Source organism: Bradyrhizobium retamae, from assembly GCF_001440415.1.
Lineage (GTDB): Bacteria > Pseudomonadota > Alphaproteobacteria > Rhizobiales > Xanthobacteraceae > Bradyrhizobium > Bradyrhizobium retamae.
The window spans coordinates 1-20,443 of the sequence record NZ_LLYA01000204.1; the positions used below are offsets into that span (position 1 = coordinate 1).

At 61.6% G+C, this 20,443-nt stretch carries 10 protein-coding genes and 4 pseudogenes; 3 read left to right on the forward strand and 11 right to left on the reverse strand.

Annotation, left to right across the window (positions count from 1 at the left end; all coding sequences use genetic code 11):
* A pseudogene (locus tag CQ13_RS42050) lies at positions 1–285 on the forward strand (transposase); the annotation flags it as partial.
* Positions 286–837: 552 nt separating this feature from the next.
* Here CQ13_RS42050 and CQ13_RS35865 read toward each other — a convergent pair.
* The 11 genes and pseudogenes from CQ13_RS35865 to CQ13_RS35910 form a co-directional block, all read right to left on the reverse strand.
* Positions 838–1,122, reverse strand: a pseudogene (locus CQ13_RS35865) (saccharopine dehydrogenase); the annotation flags it as partial.
* Positions 1,114–1,221: pseudogene (locus CQ13_RS46145) on the reverse strand (IS110 family transposase); the annotation flags it as partial. The pseudogenes CQ13_RS35865 and CQ13_RS46145, both read right to left, overlap by 9 nt.
* A 466-nt stretch (positions 1,222–1,687) precedes the next feature.
* A complete protein-coding gene (locus CQ13_RS42055) occupies positions 1,688–3,661 on the reverse strand; it encodes an ABC transporter ATP-binding protein/permease (RefSeq protein ID WP_197427553.1) in 1,974 nt (657 codons plus the stop codon).
* Entirely contained in the window at positions 3,658–5,394 is a 1,737-nt protein-coding gene (locus CQ13_RS35875; RefSeq protein WP_057847494.1) for a peptidoglycan-binding protein, read from the reverse strand. The genes CQ13_RS42055 and CQ13_RS35875 overlap by 4 nt, the downstream gene beginning before the upstream one ends.
* A 147-nt stretch (positions 5,395–5,541) precedes the next feature.
* Positions 5,542–6,417, reverse strand: a complete 876-nt coding sequence (locus CQ13_RS35880) for a hypothetical protein (protein WP_057847495.1) — start codon at positions 6,415–6,417, stop codon at positions 5,542–5,544.
* A gap of 146 nt (positions 6,418–6,563) precedes the next feature.
* Positions 6,564–7,628, reverse strand: a complete 1,065-nt coding sequence (locus CQ13_RS35885; protein ID WP_245309555.1) for a PepSY domain-containing protein — start codon at positions 7,626–7,628, stop codon at positions 6,564–6,566.
* Between the two features lie 210 nt (positions 7,629–7,838).
* A complete protein-coding gene (locus CQ13_RS35890) occupies positions 7,839–8,540 on the reverse strand; it encodes a hypothetical protein (RefSeq protein ID WP_057847497.1) in 702 nt (233 codons plus the stop codon).
* Positions 8,541–8,625: 85 nt separating this feature from the next.
* On the reverse strand, positions 8,626–9,531 hold the full coding sequence (locus tag CQ13_RS35895; protein ID WP_156434104.1) for a hypothetical protein: 906 nt from the start codon (positions 9,529–9,531) through the stop codon (positions 8,626–8,628).
* Positions 9,532–9,559: 28 nt separating this feature from the next.
* Positions 9,560–12,715 (reverse strand): efflux RND transporter permease subunit, encoded by a 3,156-nt coding sequence (locus tag CQ13_RS35900; protein WP_057847499.1) that lies wholly within the window; start codon positions 12,713–12,715, stop codon positions 9,560–9,562.
* Between the two features lie 58 nt (positions 12,716–12,773).
* Positions 12,774–13,208: a hypothetical protein gene (locus tag CQ13_RS35905; RefSeq protein WP_057847500.1), complete on the reverse strand. Its 435-nt coding sequence runs from the start codon at positions 13,206–13,208 to the stop codon at positions 12,774–12,776.
* Between the two features lie 46 nt (positions 13,209–13,254).
* Positions 13,255–16,380, reverse strand: a complete 3,126-nt coding sequence (locus tag CQ13_RS35910) for an efflux RND transporter permease subunit (RefSeq protein ID WP_063800228.1) — start codon at positions 16,378–16,380, stop codon at positions 13,255–13,257.
* A gap of 817 nt (positions 16,381–17,197) precedes the next feature.
* Here CQ13_RS35910 and CQ13_RS35915 point away from each other — a divergent pair.
* Positions 17,198–18,922, forward strand: a complete 1,725-nt coding sequence (locus CQ13_RS35915) for a hypothetical protein (RefSeq protein WP_156434105.1) — start codon at positions 17,198–17,200, stop codon at positions 18,920–18,922.
* Between the two features lie 362 nt (positions 18,923–19,284).
* A pseudogene (locus tag CQ13_RS42060) lies at positions 19,285–20,389 on the forward strand (IS1182 family transposase); the annotation flags it as partial.
* Between the last annotated feature and the right edge of the window lie 54 nt (positions 20,390–20,443).

The window sequence follows — 20,443 nt, forward strand, 5'->3', positions numbered from 1 at the left end:
GCAGATATCGACCGGCGACCGCACGATCCTCGGCAGTATATCAAGGCGCGGCAATCGCTACCTGCGCGCGCTGTTCGTGCAAGCCGCGTGGGTTGTGCTGGTCAAGATCAGGTGTTGGGAGCGCTATGGCCTCAACTCTTGGATCGAAGCCGCCAAGAAACGACTGCATCACAACGTGCTGGCGATTGCGCTTGCCAACTCGCCCGAATTGCCTGGGCGGTTCTCAGCAAGGGACGCGCCTTCGCGAGCGTCAAGACGGAGGAGACGGCGTCCCGACCTGCCTGACCCTCGCGCCGTGCGCGGGGCCGTCAAGACGCAGCCTGGCAGTGGTAGAGCAAGACGTCAGGACAGCACGACGGCCGGCCTTGACGCCCCTTGCGCGCGGCGCGTCTGCGCGCGTAGACCGGGACGAAGGAACGCACGCCCAGGCACGAACAAAGGAACCGCGCGAAGTGAGGAGCTATCGATGACGTAACAACACCCTTACCCGCCGAGGTCTGCGAGAAGATGAGACGACGATGGAGAATCGGTCTTCCCGGCGCATGCGAACACTGGTGACCCAAATGGCCCGGTCGAGGCCTGTCCGCTATCAGCTCGCATGCGCGCTGATATCCATGATGGCCCGGAGCACTGTGCTCTAAGCAGAGGCCGGATACATTGATGCAAGACCGCATCTTCCGGATCGTCGAAATCTTCTTGCACCGCACGGCCGGACCATACATCTGGGTCAGACCCGGAAGTCCAAATGTTCACGACTGGTTTCCCGGTTTGCCTCTGGCAGCCGACGTGGAAAGGGCCACTGCCTTTGTTTGGCTGAGGGCCAGATGCTGACTCCGATCAGCGCTCGACTTTGAAGTTCAACCCAGCATGCTCGACGAGCCTATTGATCAGCCTTTGCTGCATTGCTGCCCCTGGAGTCCAAATTCCTGCTGCGGTATCGGGCGCGTCGCGTAGCAGGCCGATCGCACATTCGCTAATCATTTTTTCTGTTGAGGCGTAACCCGGTTCGCAATCACCGGTGACGGCGGTGTGCAATTGTCGGCCGTCAGGCGCGAGTGCGACAAAGAGGATGTCGTAGGAGCCACTTTCACGCTCTTCTTTTGAGGGCCCCTCGCCAGGTTCGGAACGAACCACGCCTTCACGCTCAATCCTTCCCGTCTGATCAACAATACAGATCGCTGTTAGCCTCAGAGAAACGTCCAGTCCGACATAATGCTCCATTGCAGCTCTCCTGTCATTGCAGAGCCCAAGTGGTGAGCATCATAGATTCGTGGAGAGCTGATTCTGAGAGCTTCAATATGGCTCTGGCCCGGAATTACCCCATGTGTAAAAAATTTTACCGTCAACTTGCACGTAGAAACTTTGTCCCGATCACGTCGAATCGGAAAAGAAGAACGCTGGCCGCCACAGGCGATGGGGGCGCAAGGGAGAAGACAATTCTGCGCATTCTCCACTCGCGCACGTTTTCACACAGCCTGGACCCAAGTGAGACATCGGCGTTTGCTGACGTAGTTAAGCTTTTCAGAATATTTGACGCTTCGACCTTCGCGGCTCGTTTAGGCGTCCCTGGCCTCATCGAACTGAAAGTCGGATCGGGGGAGCGTTCATCATCGCGCCGGGATTTGTCCTGACTGCTTAAAGTAAATTTTGCGGTCGATGCTATCCAACAGCCTTTTTTTAGTCCGAACTAGTGCCGGAACGCTTCGGCCGGCTCGAGCGCGGCGGCGCGCGAGGCGGGGTAGACCCCAGACAGCAGACCAATCACGCCACCGACCGCTGGCGCGAGCAAGGGAGCGAGCGGGTCGAGCACCGGAGTCCAGACCTGATACGCCGAGACACCTACCACGATCAGCACGCCGACACTGGATCCGAGCAGTCCCCCCACGACACCCATGGACGCACTCTCAAGGAGGAACTGTGAAGCGATGTGGCGGCGAGTGGCGCCAATGGCACGGCGCAGTCCGATCTCCGCCGTTCGCTCCATCACGCCCACCAGGGTGATATTTGCAATGCCAAGCGCGCCGACCACGAGCGACAGGCCGCCCAGCAGCAGGAACATCATATTGAGATCGGTTTGCACGTCGTCGCGCACGCGCCGCGGCTCCTGCGGCAGTTGCACGCGAAGCGTGCGCGGGTCGTCCGGCCGCAGCGCCGCCCGCGCCTGCAGCGCGATCAGGGAAGCGGCGCCGATCTTCGTCTCCACGACCACCATGCCAGGCCCGAACAGACTGAAATGCCGTCGCGCCGTACCCTCGGGAATGATCACCGAACCAAGCAGTTCCGGCTTTCGCACCACATCACGGAGGATACCGATCACGAGATAGAGCTCGTCGCCGACATAGATCGCGGGCAGCCGCTCGACTCCAGTGATGCCCAGACGGCGCGCGGCATCGGGGCCGAGGATCGCAACTCGCTCGGCGCGGGCAGAATGCCCCCCGTCGATAAACCGTCCCGAGGCGAGGTCGGCGCGCACCGCGCGGAACAAATCCGGCGAGGCGGCACGCACCGCCAGTTTGAATGCGGTCTGATTGGCGGGATCCACCACCGGCGAGGCGCTGACGAGCATGTCGCGGATATTGACGTCGCTGAGCAGGCCCGCGGCCACGACACCGTTCAGCCGGACCAGCCGTTCCGGCGCGTCCCATGGAATGGCACGCGGATCAATCGTGCCGGTCGCCATTCCCGGCCGCGCCGTGATGAACAATTCCGTGGCTGCGAGTTGATCGAACTGGCTGATGATGCGGTTACCGGCGGTTCGAGTGAGGCCAATGGTGGCTACCAACGCCGACATGCCGATCACGATGCCAAGCACCGTCAGCGCCATGCGCGCCGGCCGCGCGATCGCCCCGGCGATGGCCTCGGACACAAGGTCGCGCGTTGTGATTCCCGAAGGCGCAATGCGCGCCCTGGATGGAGGTGGCAATGCCGTCTCGGTTCCACCAAAGAGCCGGCCATCCTTCATGTTGACCCGGCGCGAGCCCCGGCGCGCAACGTTCTCGTCGTGCGTGACAACGACGATCGTCATGCCCTCTTTGTTGAGCTCGGTGAAGAAATCCAGGATCGACTCGGTGTTTTTGGAATCGAGATTGCCGGTCGGCTCGTCGCACAAGAGCAGGCTCGGTGATCCCATCAGGGCGCGGGCGATCGCCACCCGCTGACGTTCGCCGCCGGACAATTTGGAAGGCAGGAAATTCGCGCGATGCTCGAGGCCGACGCGGCGAATTTCCTCCATCGCCCGCTCGCGCCGCCCGCGTCCGGTGTGCCGGCGGTATACTTCCGCCAGCATGACGTTCTCGAGGACAGTGCGATAGGGCAGCAGGTGGAATGACTGAAAGATGAATCCAACGCGGCGGCTGCGCAGCCCGGCCCGCTCATTCTCGCTCAGCTTTGTCGTTTCGATACCATCAAAAAGGTACTGTCCGCTGGTTGGCCGGTCGAGGCAACCGAGGATATTCAACAACGTGGATTTCCCCGAGCCGGATGGACCGGTTATCGACAGCCATTCGCCACGCCGCAACACGAGGTCGACATCGATCAACGCGTGGACGGCGGGATCGGTCCCGAATTGCTTACACACTTTACGCAGATCGAGCACATGGTCGGCATCGGCAGGAACTGCCTTGATCGGCACCTCCGGCCGCTTGTCTTCCATGAGCCTCATTTCGCTGCTGCCGGCTCGGCTGTTTTATACCCCACCACCACGAGTTGGCCGGGGGCAAGCCCCCCATCGGGGGTGTTGACCTCGACATAGCCGCCCGTCGAAAGCCCCGGTTGCACGGTGACGAATTCCTGCTTGCCGCCGCGATCGACCAGCACGCGCGACGTGCCGTCGGCGGCAAGCGATACTGCGCTGGTTGGCACCGCGGTGACCGCGCCCCTCGACGTCTCGATCGGGATAGTCAGACGGACGGAAAACCCTGCCAGCAGCACCGGCGTGGTCTCTACCTTGACCCCGAGATAGAAGTGATAGCCGTCCACGCCACGCGTGCCGGGCGTGTTCGCCACCGTCTCAACGATACCGGTCGCCTTGATCCCAAGCGCCTGCTCGTCGATCGCAACTTTCATCCCGGGCTTCACCAACGGCGCGGCTTCAAGCGGCAGTTGCGAGTCGATGCTGAGCTGGTTGTCGGTCATGCTCATGACCGGCCCGGAAGCATTGGCAGCGACCGCAGCAGTCACCTCGTGGACGCGGATCGGGAGCGACGGGATGAACACGACCTCGTCCGCCGGCACCTGCACGCCAAGCTTGGCACGCGCCGCCGCGAGCTCGCTGGCCAGCCGCTCTGCGCGTTCGGTTGCGACCCTGACGTCAAATTCGGCGAGCGACTGCTGTTCCTGCGCCGCGCGTATGCTGCGGTCGCCTTCCAGGCGGGCCGCCTTTACCGCTCCCTCGGCGACCTTGATCCGTTCGTCGACCAGAGCGGCCTCGCGCGCCGCGGTCTGTATCGCCAGATCGGCTTCCAGCTTCGCCTTGCGCTGCGCGGCACGCGCCACTTTCAGCTTGGCCTCAGCCGCGGCGCGTGCCGTTTCGGTCTGGCGCGGATCGAGCACGATCAGGGCACGATCCGCCATTTGCGTGGCGACATCGGCGGTGGCCGCAGTCGCGGAATGCGCGGCGCGCGCGCGCTCGGCTTCAAGCGCCAGCGATTTTCCAGATCGCGCGTCGGCGAGCTGGCGGCTGTCGCCAACCCGCGCCGCGTTGTCGAGCGTAGCCTGACGCGTGTTCTGCTCCGCGATGGCCCGCGCGGCGGCGACCGCTTTCAACGCGGTCTCGCGCGTGGCCTCGGCCGCAAGCTGGGCGCGCGCGGCATCCGTCCACTCTCGCTCGAGCGTGGCAACGGCCGCGCGCTGTTCGCGCGTCGGTGCGAACGGATCCCATCCGGCCTTCTTATACATGTGCTCGACCGCGGCGGATGTCTTTTGATCGTAACTGCCATCGACTGTTCCCGGACCGAAGCCAAGGCGGGCCAGAGCTTCTTCAAGCTGGCGGACGTCGCCGCCGCTCGTTCCCGGCGCCATGTCGCGAAAGGCGGGTGCCCCGCCCTGGAGGACAAAGACCGGACGGCCGGAGGCGGACAGAATCACCTCGCCCTCCTTGAAATTCGTATTTGGCCGCGGCAGCGACGAGATCAGCCCGGCACCGCCCTTGACCGTGGAAGGAGCGATCGAAACCTGCTGCGGCAGCCCGAAGCGGACCGTGCCGCGGGTGACGATATCGGAACTCAATACACGCGACTCCACAGGCACAAGGATCGCGGATGGCTCGGGCGCCGCGGTGCGCGCCGCCACCTCTGCAGGCGACTGGATCCTGGAGCCCATGTACCAGGCGCCAACCGCTATGCCGCCAACCACGCCCAAGATAGCCCAGAGAACGTTTACGCGCTTTGCGACCATGCCGTAGTCCCTCCCGCCACCGACAGCGTGCCGGCAATCTTCGCAGGAAGCGTTGTGTCCGCCTTCGTCATGCGATGCGCTGCCAGGAAAGGAGATTACTCATAGCCGCCGATTTGGGGAAGTACGGGAGTGCACATCCTAATTGGTCTATTGCACCTTGCGGGAGAACAGCTCCTCTTGGATCTTCTCCTCGATTGGCGTCAGCACCTCCTCATGCATTTTGTGGCTCTTGACCGAGATCAGGCGCTCGAAATCCTGTAGCTTCCGCAGCGCGGCTTTCTGGTCCTGCGACATCTTGGAAACCAATAGCTTGCCGCCCTCGGTCAGCGCGCTGAGCCGGTTCCGCAGGTCGGGTTCGATTTCGTCCGGATGGCCGTATTCGAAGCCGACCTTCTTCATCTCCCGCTGCCAGAACGCAATCGCGGCCTTCATCCGCGGGTCCTTGTTGATCAGCGCATCCTGGGGATTGTAGTGGCTGGCCTTTAGTTGATCGGGCTTGAAGTTTTCAGTGAGTGCCTTGCGCGTGCAACCGCCGGTTCGCGACAAATCCTCGGTCTCCAGAGCGACCGCCAGGGTGCTGAACACGTCATCGCCGAGCAATGCGCGATTGTAAGCCACCTGATCTGCGGGGGAAAGCTTGCGGAAAATCTGCACATTACGTTCGCCGAGACCGACGCGGGCGGGGCTGTAGCCGGTGGACAGCTGAGGCGGCAAACCCGTATAGAAGGTGGATACGCCAAAGCCATAACGACTGACGAACTCCTCCTCACTGAGGCCTGGAAGGCGCTTGTCCGCCGTCATGCCCGCCCGCACCGTGTTGTGGTCGGCGGCGATGTACTGGAAGCCTTGTTCGCGCATGCAGCGCGCGATCAGTTCCTCGGTCTTCTCGATCGCCTGAACCAGTTCGCGTGGCGACATGCCGAATTCCTCGGTGCCGAGGCCCTTCGGCGCCTGCACCTGTGCCGCGGCTATCGCCGGCGCGAGCAGGACGGCGAACAGACTCGCGCACATCGTCTTCTTCATGAAGCTACCCTTTCCGGTAAAGAACCACACAAATTTCGTGTTCCGTTTCTCCTGTCACCATTTCCGCGGCGACGCCCCTTCTCGCCGTGTTCCCTCGATCGATTGGCCTCGGCGCGCCGGAGTCACGCCGAGGCGACCGATCCATGTCATTCTGTACCGACGATCTTTCCGGACTCGATGTCGATGAAAACGTCCTTCTCACCGCGCGACGTCTGGATCTCGACCACGTAGACATTCTTGCCGAGCTTCCTCTCAATCTTCACGTCGGTGGCCTTTCCCGGCATTCGCTCAAGCGCGATCTTGGTGGCCTCGGCAGCCGAAATCTTCGCCACCGGAGACTTTTGCTTCAAAGGCTTGTCGCTTGCCTTTCCGACGGTTGAGACGTTGGACGCTGGATTGCTGGCTGGGAGCGCGTTGGAAATGACGAGCTTGCCGTCGGAGCTGTCGCTCACGACCCCCACATCTGGACACCAGACCTTGTCGGTGATTTCGTTCGGCTTGATCAGATCCTGCTCGCGGATCCGGGCGCAGCCTTTGAACGTCCCGGCCGGAACCCTTATTTCGATGCCGGCTTCCATGTTCTCGGAGCCACCAAAGGCCAAGCTCTTGCTGCCGGCGGCGATATAGCGATCACCGATCGTGAAATTGCCGGGCATCAACATGCCGGGCTCGGTGACGCCGTCGCCGTCAGGATCGCCCGCCCGCCAGGTACCAGCGAAAATCGGCTTGCCTTCCTTGATTTCCCAACTTAATCCGCCGAAGGAGTAGACGCTGTTGGTGGTTTTATCGAGGGCCAGCCAGTTGATCGCGCGCTGCGTCAGGACGCCATCGACACGTTCTTCTTCCTGCACAACCGCAGTCTTGAATTTGCCAATCCCGGGAATATCGAAATCCTCGGTGGTGTCGAGGACCACGGTCTCCTTGCGATACTTGCCGTCTGGGTGATCGGACCGTTCAAGCGCGTGCTTGTGGCCCGGCATGATCGGGTAATAGAGCGGGTTGACGCCGTGCGGGACGATATTCTCGCCCTTCAGATTCCAATCCTTCAGTGACGAGAAATCGTTGCCGCTCTTCCAGCGTGGCGGATCCTTGATCTCGCCGGCGGCAGCGCCGCCAGCGAGCGCGAACCCGGCCGCCGTCAGAACGGTGACCGCCAGGAGGGTGGTTCGCCAGTTGGTCGGCCGACCAGGTTGACCGCTCGCCGGCTTCATCTGTCGATCCAACCTTTGATTCTCGAACATCTCAATGCCCTCCAGTTACGGGCCGGCGGTCCGGCCAAACGTCGCCCAAGGTTGCAAATGTTTCATCCTCGTTTTGGCCGATGAGCGAGAGCATGCGCGGGTGCATCGCCGTTCCTGGACAGAAGGCAGGGCATCGCCTGTTCGACTCGGGCCAGTCTGACGTGCTCGGGTGGGCTTTGTTCATCGCGACCTCGCAGTGGTGAAGCCAGCTTCGATGATGGACCGATTGCCGTCCTTTGCGACGGTCCCGATCGCGAATTTGTAGGCCTTGCCAGCGCGCAAGAACCCTTCAGGCACCGTGAAGGATCTTGCCGAACCCGGTAGCAGTGCCCGGATTTCGTAGGCCGAGCCCGTTTGCTCGATCACGATAGCGCAGGCCTCGATCCCCTTCGGCGCGGACCATCGTAGGGTCAGCTCGGTGGCGGGTACGTCTCTTTGGTCAGGTCGCGGATATTCGAATGCCGCCGGTTTTGGGAACACGTGGCTCAACTGCGCCTCACCACGCAGGCTTGCCCCTTTGGTCGTCGTTCCCTCAAAACGATATGCGCCCGCTGGGAAATCAGCCCGCACAACCCCATCGTCAGCGGGCTCGGGCGATTCGAGCGCAAGACTCCGAACTCCTAATTTCGAGTCCGGCGTTCTGAGATCGATCACCGTACGCTCGCCCGGCGCCGATACCTTCAGCGCCGCCAGCCCATCCTCCGCGCCGGTTGCCTCGAACCGAATCTCGGCATCGTGATCTTGTATATTGCGTTCGAGGTAAACGGAGAGCTTTTGAAAACGGCCATCCTCAGCCGCGGCTCCCGTCACCGGATATGTAAAAGCAGATAGAGTCGCAACGGCGGCGACAATCCAGCCGTTGTGGCGACGCACGGTTTTCATGTCACGCACTCCCAGATACTCGTACCGATTCTGGAGCAGTCAGACGGCGGCGATCCCAAACAGGGATAGATCCCTAGCGAAATACTCACTGGCCTCTTGCATCAGTTGCACTTTTCATGAGTTCGGCGGGCGGTGTGCGACCATAAAGGTAGGCGCGCTTCTCTATTTCCAGGGCCTCCGCGCGTGCCTTCGCCAGCGCATCAGGGGTGAGCTTCACGATCTCGGCCAGCTCCAGGGTCTCTCGCAGCTTTTCACCCTTTCCCCTCCAACCAACTTTGATATAGCCCACACCGGGTGCGTAGTACTTGAGCTGCTGGGCGTCCGGACCCTCGTGCTTGCTGCTCTCCGCGATCACCAGAACGTCCTTGTAGCAGCCGGCCGGAACACAGGCCTTCTGACCGACTTTTTCTACGGCTCCGCGGTCCGCCCAGTTGAACGGGGGCGGCGCGTAGCCCTGAGAGTAGCTTGGTGTCCCCGGCCGCGGGTCTGCCTTCATCATGATTCCTGCATTCGAGCCATCCAGGCCAGCGAGCCATGCCCGACTGCCCACGAACTCCGCCTCGTCGTACACTTCACGCAGCTCACCCAGCAGCCAGACGTTGCCGTCCTTGGCTTGCGCGAAGAAAATGATCTCTGATTCCTTCACCTTGCCGTCCTTGTAGTCCACATCCCAGACGACGACGGTCCGCACGCCGTTGATTACCTTGGTGAGGTCCGTCACGGTCTGCACCACCCGAGCGGGAACGCGCTTCCCGTCCTCCTCGGTGAACCCCTTGTAGACCACCTGAGTCCCTGGCTGCAGCGGGAACCATTTGTTGTCGACGTTGGCGGAGTTATCGAAATTGTTGCGATCGAACGCTTCCAGCGCATCCTCGGGAGCTTTGCTCTTCTGCGCCATAACGCCGCCGCTGAACAGTCCGAGACAAATGAAAGTCACAAGCACAGCCAAGGCCATTGTTTCCTGACAAGATCTTATCGCTGCCTTTGCCATCGTAACCTCCTCCAAATTCATATTCATTTCAGACATTCCCGGAGACTCGTGCCGTTCCTGCAACAGTCAGACTGTCCGTCAGCGCGCCAGTACCGCGACCGAAGCGGAGATAAAATGCAGGCAAGATGAACAGGTTGAGCAATGTCGATGTCACGAGGCCGCCCAGAATGACGACCGCCATCGGATATTCGATCTCGTGGCCCGGCAGGTCGCCGAAAATAATCAGCGGCAGGATCGCAAGCCCCGCGGCGCCGGTCGTCATCAGGATCGGCCGTAACCGCTCGCTCGCGCCGCGAAGCACGAGCTTCATGCCGAACACCTCTCCCTCATGGCGTTCCAGATGCTGGAAGTGGTTGATCATGATGATCCCGTTGCGAGCGGCGATGCCAAGCACGGTCAGGAAACCGATCAACGAGCCGAGAGAAATTACGCCGCCCGCGAGCCACGCGGCGAGGACGCCGCCCACCAGCGCCGAAGGCAGGGTGAGGAAACTGAGCGTGGCCAGACGCCAGCTGTCGAAAGACTGCCGCAGAAGTATGAATATGCCGGCGAGCGCCAGCACGGCGAACAGTTGCAGCCGCTCGCGGGCGGTGCGCAGTTCCGCATACTCGCCTTGCAGGACCGCGTAATAGCCAAGTGGAAACGCCATCTTCTGCAGGCGCGACTGCACCTCCACGGCGACGGCGGCGAGATCGTGGCCCCGGACATTCGCCTGCACGTCGATCCGACGGGAGCTTGCCTCGCGCTTGATGGCATTTGGTGTCGGCTGAATGCTGACATCGGCTACTTCCGACAGCCGAACGCGCTGTCTGGTCGGAGTGTCGATCAGCATCTCTCGGACCGAGTCCATGCTGTGGCGGGCTTGCGGCGCGGTCCACACCTGCACGTCGTAGGTGCGTCCCTCGATGAAAATATCGCCGACCTCCTCTCCGGCCATGAAGGTCGCGGAGGCACGCCGGACATCGCCCGGCTTCAGGCCGTAGCGTTGTGCCTCCTCCAGCTTCACCGTCACCTGAATGTGCGGCACTTCGACCATCAACTCCTTGTGCAGGTTGACGAGGCCCGGAGTGTCCGCGAGTGCAGCGCGGACCTCCTCCGCCTTGTCCCGTAGAACGTCGAGGTCCGGGCCGAAGATGCGGACGACGATCGCCTCGCCAGCCCCGGTCAGGACCTCGCGAATGCGTTCCTTCAGATAGGTCTGCACATCGCGGTAGAGGCCGGGGTAGCCGTCCACCATTTCCTCGACGCTGGCATGCGTCTTGTCGTAGTCGGCGTCTTTGCTGATGCTGATCCAGTTCTCCCCGAAATGGACGCCGTAGACCTCATCGGCGGCGAAGGCCTGGCCAATATGCGCACCGAAGTTGCGCACCCCCGGAATGGCGCGCAGTTCCCTGCTCGCGCGGGTCGTGATGCGCAGCATCTCGGGAAGCGACGTGTCGGGGGTGGTAACCCAGTGCATCAGGAAGTCGCGCTCCTTGAACGAAGGCAGCAGCGAGTGCCCGAGCAGTGGCCAAACGCAGATCCCCACGAGCGTCACGACACCGACGGCGACATAGGCCGCGCGCGGCGTTCGGGTGGCCCGTTCCAGCAAGGGCGCGTAGCGGCGCTGCAGCCAGACGATGACAGGCGATTCGCGCCCTTCGAGCCGCGCGTTACGCAGCAGGAGGAGACAGAGCGCCGGCGTCACCGTCATCGCCACGACGAGCGAGGCCGCAATCGCGAGCACATAGGCCGTAATCAGCGGCTTGAAGAAGGATCCAGTCAGGCCTTCCATGAACAGCACGGGCACGACCGCGACGACCACGATGAGCGTAGCGTAGATGATCGGCGCCCGCACCTCGAGCGAAGCGTCCAGAATGATGCGCGCGGTGCTCCGCGCATCGCCCGCCCGTCGAGCGAGACGCAGGCGCCGCATGATGTTCTCGACGTCGATGATCGCGTCGTCGACGACGATCCCCAACGCGATCACGAAGCCCGCCAGCATCATTGTGTTGACGCTGGCGCCGGCCTGGAACAGGACGAGGCCCGCCGCGAGCAGCGACAGCGGAATGGCGACGATGCAGACGATCGCGGTGCGCAATTCGTAAAGGAAGACGAATATGATTCCCACGACCAGCACGCAGCCCAGCAATAACGCCCACGACAGATTGGCGATCGAGTCCTCGACGAAAGTCGCCGGCCGGAAGATTGTAGTGTCGATCTCAACCCCTGGAAGGCCGGGCTTCATCCTCTCCAGCGCCTCCTCCACCCCGCGGGTGACGGCGAGCGTGTTGCCCCAGGGGAATTTTTCGACGATGAGCATTAGGCCCGGGCCGTCGTTGATAACGGCATCGCCAATCATGCCCTGCGGTGCGTAGACAAGATTGGCCACGTCGCTCAGCAATAGCGGCGGCTTCCCGGCCGGTTTGGTCACCGGCACCTTGGCCAGCGTCTCCGGCGTAACGCCGACGCCGACGAAGCGGAGTTGAAAGCGCTGATTGGGTGTTTCGACGAAGCCGCCGGTGCCGATATGCGCGCCACGGGCATAGCGCAACAGGCCAACGTCGAGGGCATCGGAAACCGCCTCCTGCACCTGGTCGAGCGTGATATCCGCGGCGGCCATCCGCTTCGGGTCAACCATGACCTGGAGCATCTTGAGCTGCTCTCCCCAGATCGCGACGTTCGCAACGCCGGGTACCCCAAGCAGCCGCTGCCGGATGGTCCAATAGGCCAGCATCGACAGGTCCATCACGGACTTGTCGTTCGAGGTAATGCCGATCTTCATGATCCGGCTGGTCGAGGACAATGGCGGCATCATGAAGGGCGGCGCGGCCCAAGTCGGCAGGCTCTTGCTCGCGAGCGCCATCCGCTCGCTGACCAGTTGCCGCGCGCGGATTTCGTCGGCACCCGGCTTGAAGATAAGCAGGATCGACGACAGTTGCGGCACCGACTTCGACCGCATCACGTCGACGCCAGGGACGCCGTTCAGCGCGTTCTCCAGCGGCACGCTCACGAGTTGTTCAACTTCGGCGGATGAGAGCCCAAGACAGATTGTCTGGATCTCGACCCGTGGCGGCGCGAATTCCGGGAATACATCCACTGGCACGTCGCGCAGGCGCGCCAGGCCAAACCAGATCAGCACCACGCCAAGGGCGAGGACCAGATAACGAAAGCGCAGACTGGAAGCTACAATCAGCCTCATCATCGGAAAGCATCCCCCATTCAGGCCGACGCCGTTATGGAAAAACAACCTCGTCGCGCAGCTAGTGCCCTACCTTCACCTCTGTCCCGAAGATCTCCGGCACTCCGGCCGCAAGCACCTTCGTACCAACGGGAGGCCCGTCGCTCAGGTACACGTTGTCGCCCTTGATGGTGTCGATCTCCACGGCGCCGCGAACGAAGGTCAGCGGATCGGCGCTGATATAGACCCACGTCTTTCCGGTCAGGTCGTAGAGAACAGATGCGTATGGCACGATCCGGCGGCCCGACGGATCGGCGCGCACCTCGTCAATGAGGATGCCAAGCCGTTCCGCCGCTTTTGGCGTGAGCGTGATCTTTTTGATCTTTACATCATTCGTGGCCTCGACCCGCGCGGGCGCGCTCTTTTTGACGTCCGACTCCCCGGCCGGGGCTGAGACACACCACGCGGCGAGGCAGGTGGCGGACGCCGCGACCATCAATACGCTGAAGCGGGCCATGAGACGTTTCTCCCTTTCACAACGTTCGAAGTGAAGCGCGCGGCAGTCATGACGCGGTCTCCATTTCAAGATCGAGCCGGTCGGCGGTCCAGCCGGCGCCGAACCGCAGGTAAAGCGCCGGCAGCACGAACAACGTTCCGAGCGTCATGGTAACGACGCCGCCCAAGACCGAGAGCGCGAGCGGGTGCGCGATTTCAAGTCCGGCGACATCGCCCATGATCGCGAACGGAAGCACCAGAGCGAGCGTCGTCACCGATGAGGCGATGATGCGCGGGAACTGTTCCAGCACGCCGCGACGCACCAGCTGTTCGCCGAACGGCTCACCCTCGTTCAATTGCAGATGCTGGAAATGGGCGACCAGACCTATACCTTGCCGCACCATCAGCGCGAGCACCGCTGCCAGACCCAGCAGAGAACCAAGCGAGAAGTGACCGTCATTGATTGCGGCCGCCGCCAGGCCGCCGAGTGCAGCGACCGGTACGCCGAGCAGCGACAGGGCGCTGAGTGTCCAGCTGCGGAGCACCGCCTGCGTCAGCAGGAACATCAATACCGCCGCCGCCGCCATGTAGCTGTATATCGATCGCACGGCGGCTCGCTGTTCCTTGTATTCGCCGAGCACCTCGGCACGGTGCTCGAACGGGAATGCGATCTGCTTGACATTTCTGGCGACATCATCCGCCACATCACCAAGCGCCCGCTCATCCACTTTCGCGGAAACATCGATACGACGCGAGGACCCCTGTCGTTGGATGATGCTGGTGACCGGCGCGATGCGGACGTCCGCAACCTCAGCCAGGCGAACCTGAGACCCGCTCTCGCTATTGATCATCAGATTCCGCACGTCATCGATGTTGTCGCGCAACTCCGGGCGCCCCCAGACAACCACATCGAAAACCTTCTGGTCCTCGAACAGCGCACCGACGGTGATGCCGCCGACCATCGCCGAAGTCGCCCTGCGAACGTCGCCCGGCTTCAGGCCGTAACCGGCTGCGCGATCGACATCCACCTTGACTTCGATCGAGGGTTCTTCGACCTGTAATTCGACCCGGGGATTTTCAATGCCGGGGATCTTCGCCATCGCTGCGCGGATCTCCTCCGCCTTGGCGCGTATGATCTCAAGGCTGTTGCCATAGACACGGACAGTGAGGCTATCCGGGTCGCCGGTGAGCGCCTCGCGCAGCTTTGTGGACAGGTATGTCCCAAGCTTGCCACGCATCCCGGGATAAGCGGTGATGACAGCTTCGACGGCATCCACGGTTGTTTCGCGATCGGCCTTCGGATCGATGCTGACCCACACGTGCCCGGCGTTGACGTCCGTTGCGCGTTCGCAGTTACAAAGCACCGCCCGTCCGAGATTGGCGAAGGCGTTCTGCACTCCCGGGATCTGCCGCAGATCGCGGATCAGGTTCTCGGTCGATCGGGTCATTGCCTGCAGCGAGGTGCCTGGCGGCCCCTGCCATTCGATCATCAGATCCGTCTCTCTGAAGCTGGGCACCATATTGCGTTCGAGCGGGCTCCAGAGCGCGAAGCACGCGATCGCCGCCACGACGCAGGCGCCGATGCAGGCGAGCGGCGCGTGGATGACGCGGCCGACAATCCGATCGAAAGGCCTGGCCAACCTATTGATGTCCCAACCGCCCGTCGGGGTCAGTGGCGCATTGGCGAGCAGCACCGCGGCCAGCGCGGGCGTCACGATCAACGACACCAGCATCGAGATGGACACGGCGGCGATATAGGCCCAGGCCATCGGCGCGAAGAACGCGGCGGACCGACTCTGCATGAACAGAACTGGCAGCACCGCGAGCAAGACGATCAGCGATGCGTACAGCATCGGCCGGCGCGTTTCCAGCATCGCACGGACGACGACCATCAAGCCGGACCGACCTTCGCCTTCCGGTACACGCAAGCGGTGCAGCACATTCTCGACGTCGATAATGCTGTCATGCACGATTACGCCGGACGCCATCAGCAGGCCGCCGACGACTATCATGCTGAGCGGGATTCCGGCGGCCCTTAACAGAAGTTCAGCGCATACGAGCGACAAAGAGATCGCGGTCAGGGCGATAACCGCGGTCCTCCAGCTACTCATCAGAAGGCCAAGCACGACGGCGGCCAGGATGATCGAAATGAGCATGGCCTTGCCCAGATTGCTGGTCGCGCGTTCGATGAAGCTCGCGGGATGATAGATGGTCGTATTGATTTCGATGCCGGGCAGCCCCGGTGTCAGTTCGTTGAGCGCGCGCTCAACGCCGCGCGTCACGTCCAATGTGTTGAAGCCGGGGAACTTCTCGATCGCCACCATCAGGCCGGGGTTTTCGCCGACGATGGCGTCTCCGATCAGCGCCTGATGACCCTCCACGAGAAAGGCGACGTCGCCGACGCTCGTGGTCGTGCCGCTGAGCGGCACCTTGGCGAAGGTACCCACGGTGGAGATTGGCAGCTGGTGACGGATGCTGAGCCGCTGGTTCGGCGTTTCGATGAAGCCGCCGGTGCCGGGCGTGGATGAGTTCAGGTAGGTGAGCGGCGAGGACCACACCGCCTCACCGGTCGTCTTGATCACCTGGTCGAGCTTGACGCCCTTCTTATTCAGGTTTCGGGCATCGACAAGCACCTGCACCTGCCGCTCGCGCTGACCCCATATCGACACATTGGCCACCCCCGGAACCCCGGCGAGGCGCGGCGCGATATTCCAGCGCGCCTGAACGGACATGTCGATCAGTGAGACGGATTTCGAACTCAGGCCGATGTTCATCACTCGGCTGGCCGAGGAAACCGGCTGAAGCATGGTCGGCGGGCTGGAGACGTTTGGCAGCGCATGCGCCTGCGTCAGTCGTTCCTGCACCATCTGGCGCGCTTTCATCAGGTCGGTGCCAGGCGCGAAGATCATCTCGATCGTCGAAAGTCCCGCCATCGATTCCGACTGGATGACCTGCAGCCACGGCACACCGTTAAGCAGGTCCGCCTCCAGCGGCACAGTGATCAGCGATTCAACCTCGGCACTGGAGAGGCCAAGCGATTCCGTCTTCACAGTGAGCGAGGGGAGCGCCAATTCGGGGATGACGTCGAGCGGCTTGTTCTTGACATCGACGGCGCCGAGGATCAGCAGGCCCGCGGCGACAACTACAATGAGGGTGCGTAAACGCACAGTAGAGGATATGAGCCACGCCAACATTTCGACGCCCCCCTCTTTTGACCTCTGGTTGTCTTCGATCTGTGGCTGTAGTCGAACTCCGTTTGCGAGGACCCGTTGAATGCGGGATTTTCTGACCGCTGTGTCGCTCGTAGAGGCAACACAATTGTTCACCCAATATTATTCCCCACGAGTCCGAATTTTTGGTCGGCCTTGCGCCGGCTTTATTTCGGTCGTGCTAAAGCGCTAGTGAGGCTTCGCCGTAATCAAAGCTCCGCAATACTGCCTTTCCTGAAGCAGACCGAGAAACAGGTTAAGGCGAGTGAAAATCCTAAGTTGATGTTCTTATCGGCACAATCCACCCATTTGGATTACATTACTGGTTCCAACTAGGTCATGCGTATTTACGCACTTTGCGAGCTTAGGTGGCAAAAACCCTATCGCCACTTGAAGTTGACCGACAGCCGACAAGGCTGTTCGCGGCTTCTTCTGCACTCTAGGATGCGTCACTTTAGATATACCACTTCGTGGCGCTTGCGTATTTCGTCATCCGCGTCACTCTTACCCCAACTTTGCTGGGGGCTTCCGGCAATTATGTGCTCCGCGTTATTGAGCGGGCTCTTGTCTGTAGTCGGCCTGACGGATGAAACGCTGGCTGAGACAGTCTGATTGCCAGAGCGGAATCGTTATCAACGAGTTTGTTCGAGCATGTGAGTGACGTCGAACTGCGGTAGTGATGGGGCCGCGTATGATCTGGGGTAAGCGGGATGAGCGCGTCGCCGGATCTGGGCGACATTGGCTCGCTGCAGAAACTAGCACGGTAAGGTCAACTACGCGCGACTGGTACCGCGTCTGCTCCGTGTACCCATTTATCTTTCGCGCCGCGCCCGCATTGTTCAGCCTCGTTCTGCTCATTCCTTCCTATGCCGCCGCGGAAAACGAGGACATCGCAGCTCTCCGCCGTATGCTCGGAGAGCTCAAGGCGGAAAACCACAAACTTTCCGAACGTCTCAGCGCCCTGGAGGGGACATCGCCGGCGCGGCGGACCAAGCCCGTGGCGGAGCATCAACATCAGGCACCTGCCGTAATGGCAGCGAAGCCTGCGCCAGCGGCAGTGGTTGGGTCACCGCCCGTCGATCCGCCGGCACTGCCCGCTGCAGATTTGTCGGAAGCCGCAGCGAAGAGGCCGCTTAACGAGCGTATAAAAGAGCTGGAGATCGGCTGGGCGGCGAACGAGAACGCGACGCGCCAGATCATCCGGGACTCGCTTTCGAAGACCGGACCGAAAATTAATAGCTTCCTCTCGCTGAGCGGCGTGGTTGAAGGCCTGGCCTCGCGGACCGGCTCATTCACCGGCCCTCCCCAGGATAACCTGTCGCTGGGTACGGCGGAACTCGATTTCGATATCAGGTTGAGCGACTGGTTGACCGGTGCGCTGGTTCTGCACTTCGACAATGGCACTGGCGCAATATTCCCGACCGGGAATCAACCAGTGGTGCCGACCAACCTCCCCGGCATAGGCGTGGATCGCTTTACGCTTGATCGGACTCACGTCTCAGTCGGCGATCTGATGCAATTCCCGATCGCGGCCCGCTTCGGCGTGGAGGTTTTGCATTTCGGTACGTCCACGGGCGTGGCACGCCTGGATACGCTATCGATCGGCACTCCCCTGACAACCGAGGTGTTTGAAAACCGTCAGACGGCGGGAGGGCTGGAATTCGCCTGGCCAACCCCAGCGCGGCAGCCGCCGCCGGCGCCCGTCGTTGTTCCACGCGTTAGTCCGTTGGTCGTCGCACCGGCCGTGAGCCAACTCATGCGTTGGCTCGGCTACACCCCGCTGCCTGAGCGGCCGTTCCGGCCTACGCCAGTCACAGTCCCCTTCGACCCGCCGCCCTTCTACGGCTCAGTCATGACCTACAAAGGCAGCGACAGCATCATCCCCGGCCGGACGAAAATCGACGATTACAATGTCAGTCTCGGTTACCGGACAAGGGGCCATTGCGGCGTGCCCTATGACCAGCTGACGGATTCGCTGATTTGTCCATGGACCCTTGACTTTCATATCGACTATAGCACCTCCGTTTTCGAAAGCAGATTTCTGCACTCGTCCTACCTCCCATTCCTGAGCCAGATAGGGCAGATTCCCGGAATGGCTGCGAGCCTCAAAGCCAGCTTTGGCCCGTTCGCCTTCGTGGGCGAGGTAAATGCCGCAATTCAGGACGCCAGGTTTGTCGATGGGCTCGGCATTGCGCGGAACATGATGCCGATGACCTGGCAGGCCTCGATTGCTTACCAGTTCGACTGGAACCCATGGATAACGGAGATCGGCGCGCAGGGCGATTTCATCTCGGTGGGATATTCCGGCAGCAAAGACATGGCGGGCGCGACATTGCTGCAAAACGGTGCGCCAACCCGGATCGGCTTCGTCCCCCAGCACCGGCTTTTCCTTACCGGAGGCGAGTGGGTGATGGATGGGCTGAAGGTGGCCGTGGAATATTCAGCCAACTGGGACTACCCGGTGAGCAGCGGCGGTACGGGAAAGGTCGCGCATGGTGCATTCGGACTGATCCAGCTCAATTTTTGATCCGTCTGCGGCTGGCGCTATAAGGACGTGCGTGCCGAAATCTTGGAAGCGATTGAGAATATCCCCCGGGACGAGCAAGCCGCGTTAGTAGCAACGCGGATGGTCGCGTTTAGCGGGCCTGCGCGCGGGCAACACCGATCTCATCGCCCGGATATCAGACTGAGAGCGTTTCGGAGCACCAGAACCCGGTCGTCAGCGGTGGCGTTCCAGCGCCAATTGATCCTTTCCCCGGACGCACGCTGCTGCAAGGCGGACGTGCCAGCGGCGTCCAATCACTTCCGGAAATGGCCCAGGCTGTGTGAAAAGGCTCTGTTTGCTGTGATTCGCGCGATAAGATTCCCGGCGATTTTGCGGGGCATCTGATGAAGCGCTTTGTTGAAGGGTTGGATCGCGGGCAGAGCACACTGTTTCCGGCATCGCTCGACGACTATGTGGCCGAGGATAACCCGGTGCGAGCGGTCGACGTGTTTGTCGACGGTCTCGATCTCGACAAGCTCGGGTTTGTCGGTGTCCAGCCACTCGACATCGGCCGACCCAGCTATCACCCCGGTGTTATGCTCAAGCTCTACATCTACGGCTACCTCAATCGCGTGCCGTCGAGCCGGCGCCTGGAGCGGGAATGTCAGCGCAATATCGAGATGATCTGGCTGACCGGGCAGTTGGCGCCGGACTTCAAGACCATCGCAGATTTCCGCAAGGACAATGGCAAGGCCATTCGTGAGGTCTGCCGCGAGTTCGTCGCGCTGTGCCGCAAGCTTGATCTGCTTGTTGCAGCGAGCGTCGCCATCGATGGATCGAAGTTCAAGGCCGTCAATGCGCGGGACAAGAACTTCACCGAGGCGAAGATGAAGCGGCGCCTGGAGCGGATCGACGAGAGCATCGCCCGGTATCTCTCGCAGCTCGAGACCGCCGATCGGCACGGCGATGCAGTGCCAGAGGCGAAAGTTGCGAAGTTGAAGGGCAAGATCGAGAAGCTCAAGGAGGAGATTGTCCGGCTCAACGCGATCATGCGGAGATGATGAAGAGTGAGGACAGGCAGATCTCGCTGACCGATCCTGACGCGCGCTCGATGGCGACAAGTGGCAAGGACACCGGGATCGTTGGCTATAACGTGCAGATTGCAGTTGATACGCAGCATCATCTCATCGTGGCTCACGAGGTGACCAACGTAGGCACCGATCGTCACCAACTCGCCAACATGGCACCAGGCAGGCGCGCGACGAGATGGCTGTCGAGACGCTCGAAGTCGTGGCAGACCGCGGCTATTACGATGGGGAGGAGATCAAGGCCTGCGAGGAAGCCGAGATCACCGTGACGTTGCCGAAGCCGATGACTTTGGGCGCCAAAGCTGCCGGCCGCTTCGGCAAACAGGACTTCTTCTATGTCGCCGCCGACGATGTTTATCGCTGTCCCGCCGGCGAGCGGTTAACCTATCACTATACGAACGTAGAGGACGGAAAGACACTGTGAGCTGGTCCCGGTTGTCTGAACAGAATTTCCGCCTCGATAAGTGGAGCGTCT

What these genes read in the sequence shown, in the direction of transcription:
- CQ13_RS35880 (WP_057847495.1), bottom strand. Translation starts at nt 6,417, where the DNA reads ATGAAGAAGACGATGTGCGCGAGTCTGTTCGCCGTCCTGCTCGCGCCG.
- CQ13_RS35890 (WP_057847497.1), bottom strand. Translation starts at nt 8,540, where the DNA reads ATGAAAACCGTGCGTCGCCACAACGGCTGGATTGTCGCCGCCGTTGCG.
- CQ13_RS35875 (WP_057847494.1), bottom strand. Translation starts at nt 5,394, where the DNA reads ATGGTCGCAAAGCGCGTAAACGTTCTCTGGGCTATCTTGGGCGTGGTT.
- CQ13_RS42055 (WP_197427553.1), bottom strand. Translation starts at nt 3,661, where the DNA reads ATGAGGCTCATGGAAGACAAGCGGCCGGAGGTGCCGATCAAGGCAGTT.
- CQ13_RS35905 (WP_057847500.1), bottom strand. Translation starts at nt 13,208, where the DNA reads ATGGCCCGCTTCAGCGTATTGATGGTCGCGGCGTCCGCCACCTGCCTC.
- CQ13_RS35900 (WP_057847499.1), bottom strand. Translation starts at nt 12,715, where the DNA reads ATGATGAGGCTGATTGTAGCTTCCAGTCTGCGCTTTCGTTATCTGGTC.
- CQ13_RS35885 (WP_245309555.1), bottom strand. Translation starts at nt 7,628, where the DNA reads ATGAAGCCGGCGAGCGGTCAACCTGGTCGGCCGACCAACTGGCGAACC.
- CQ13_RS35895 (WP_156434104.1), bottom strand. Translation starts at nt 9,531, where the DNA reads ATGGCAAAGGCAGCGATAAGATCTTGTCAGGAAACAATGGCCTTGGCT.
- CQ13_RS35910 (WP_063800228.1), bottom strand. Translation starts at nt 16,380, where the DNA reads ATGTTGGCGTGGCTCATATCCTCTACTGTGCGTTTACGCACCCTCATT.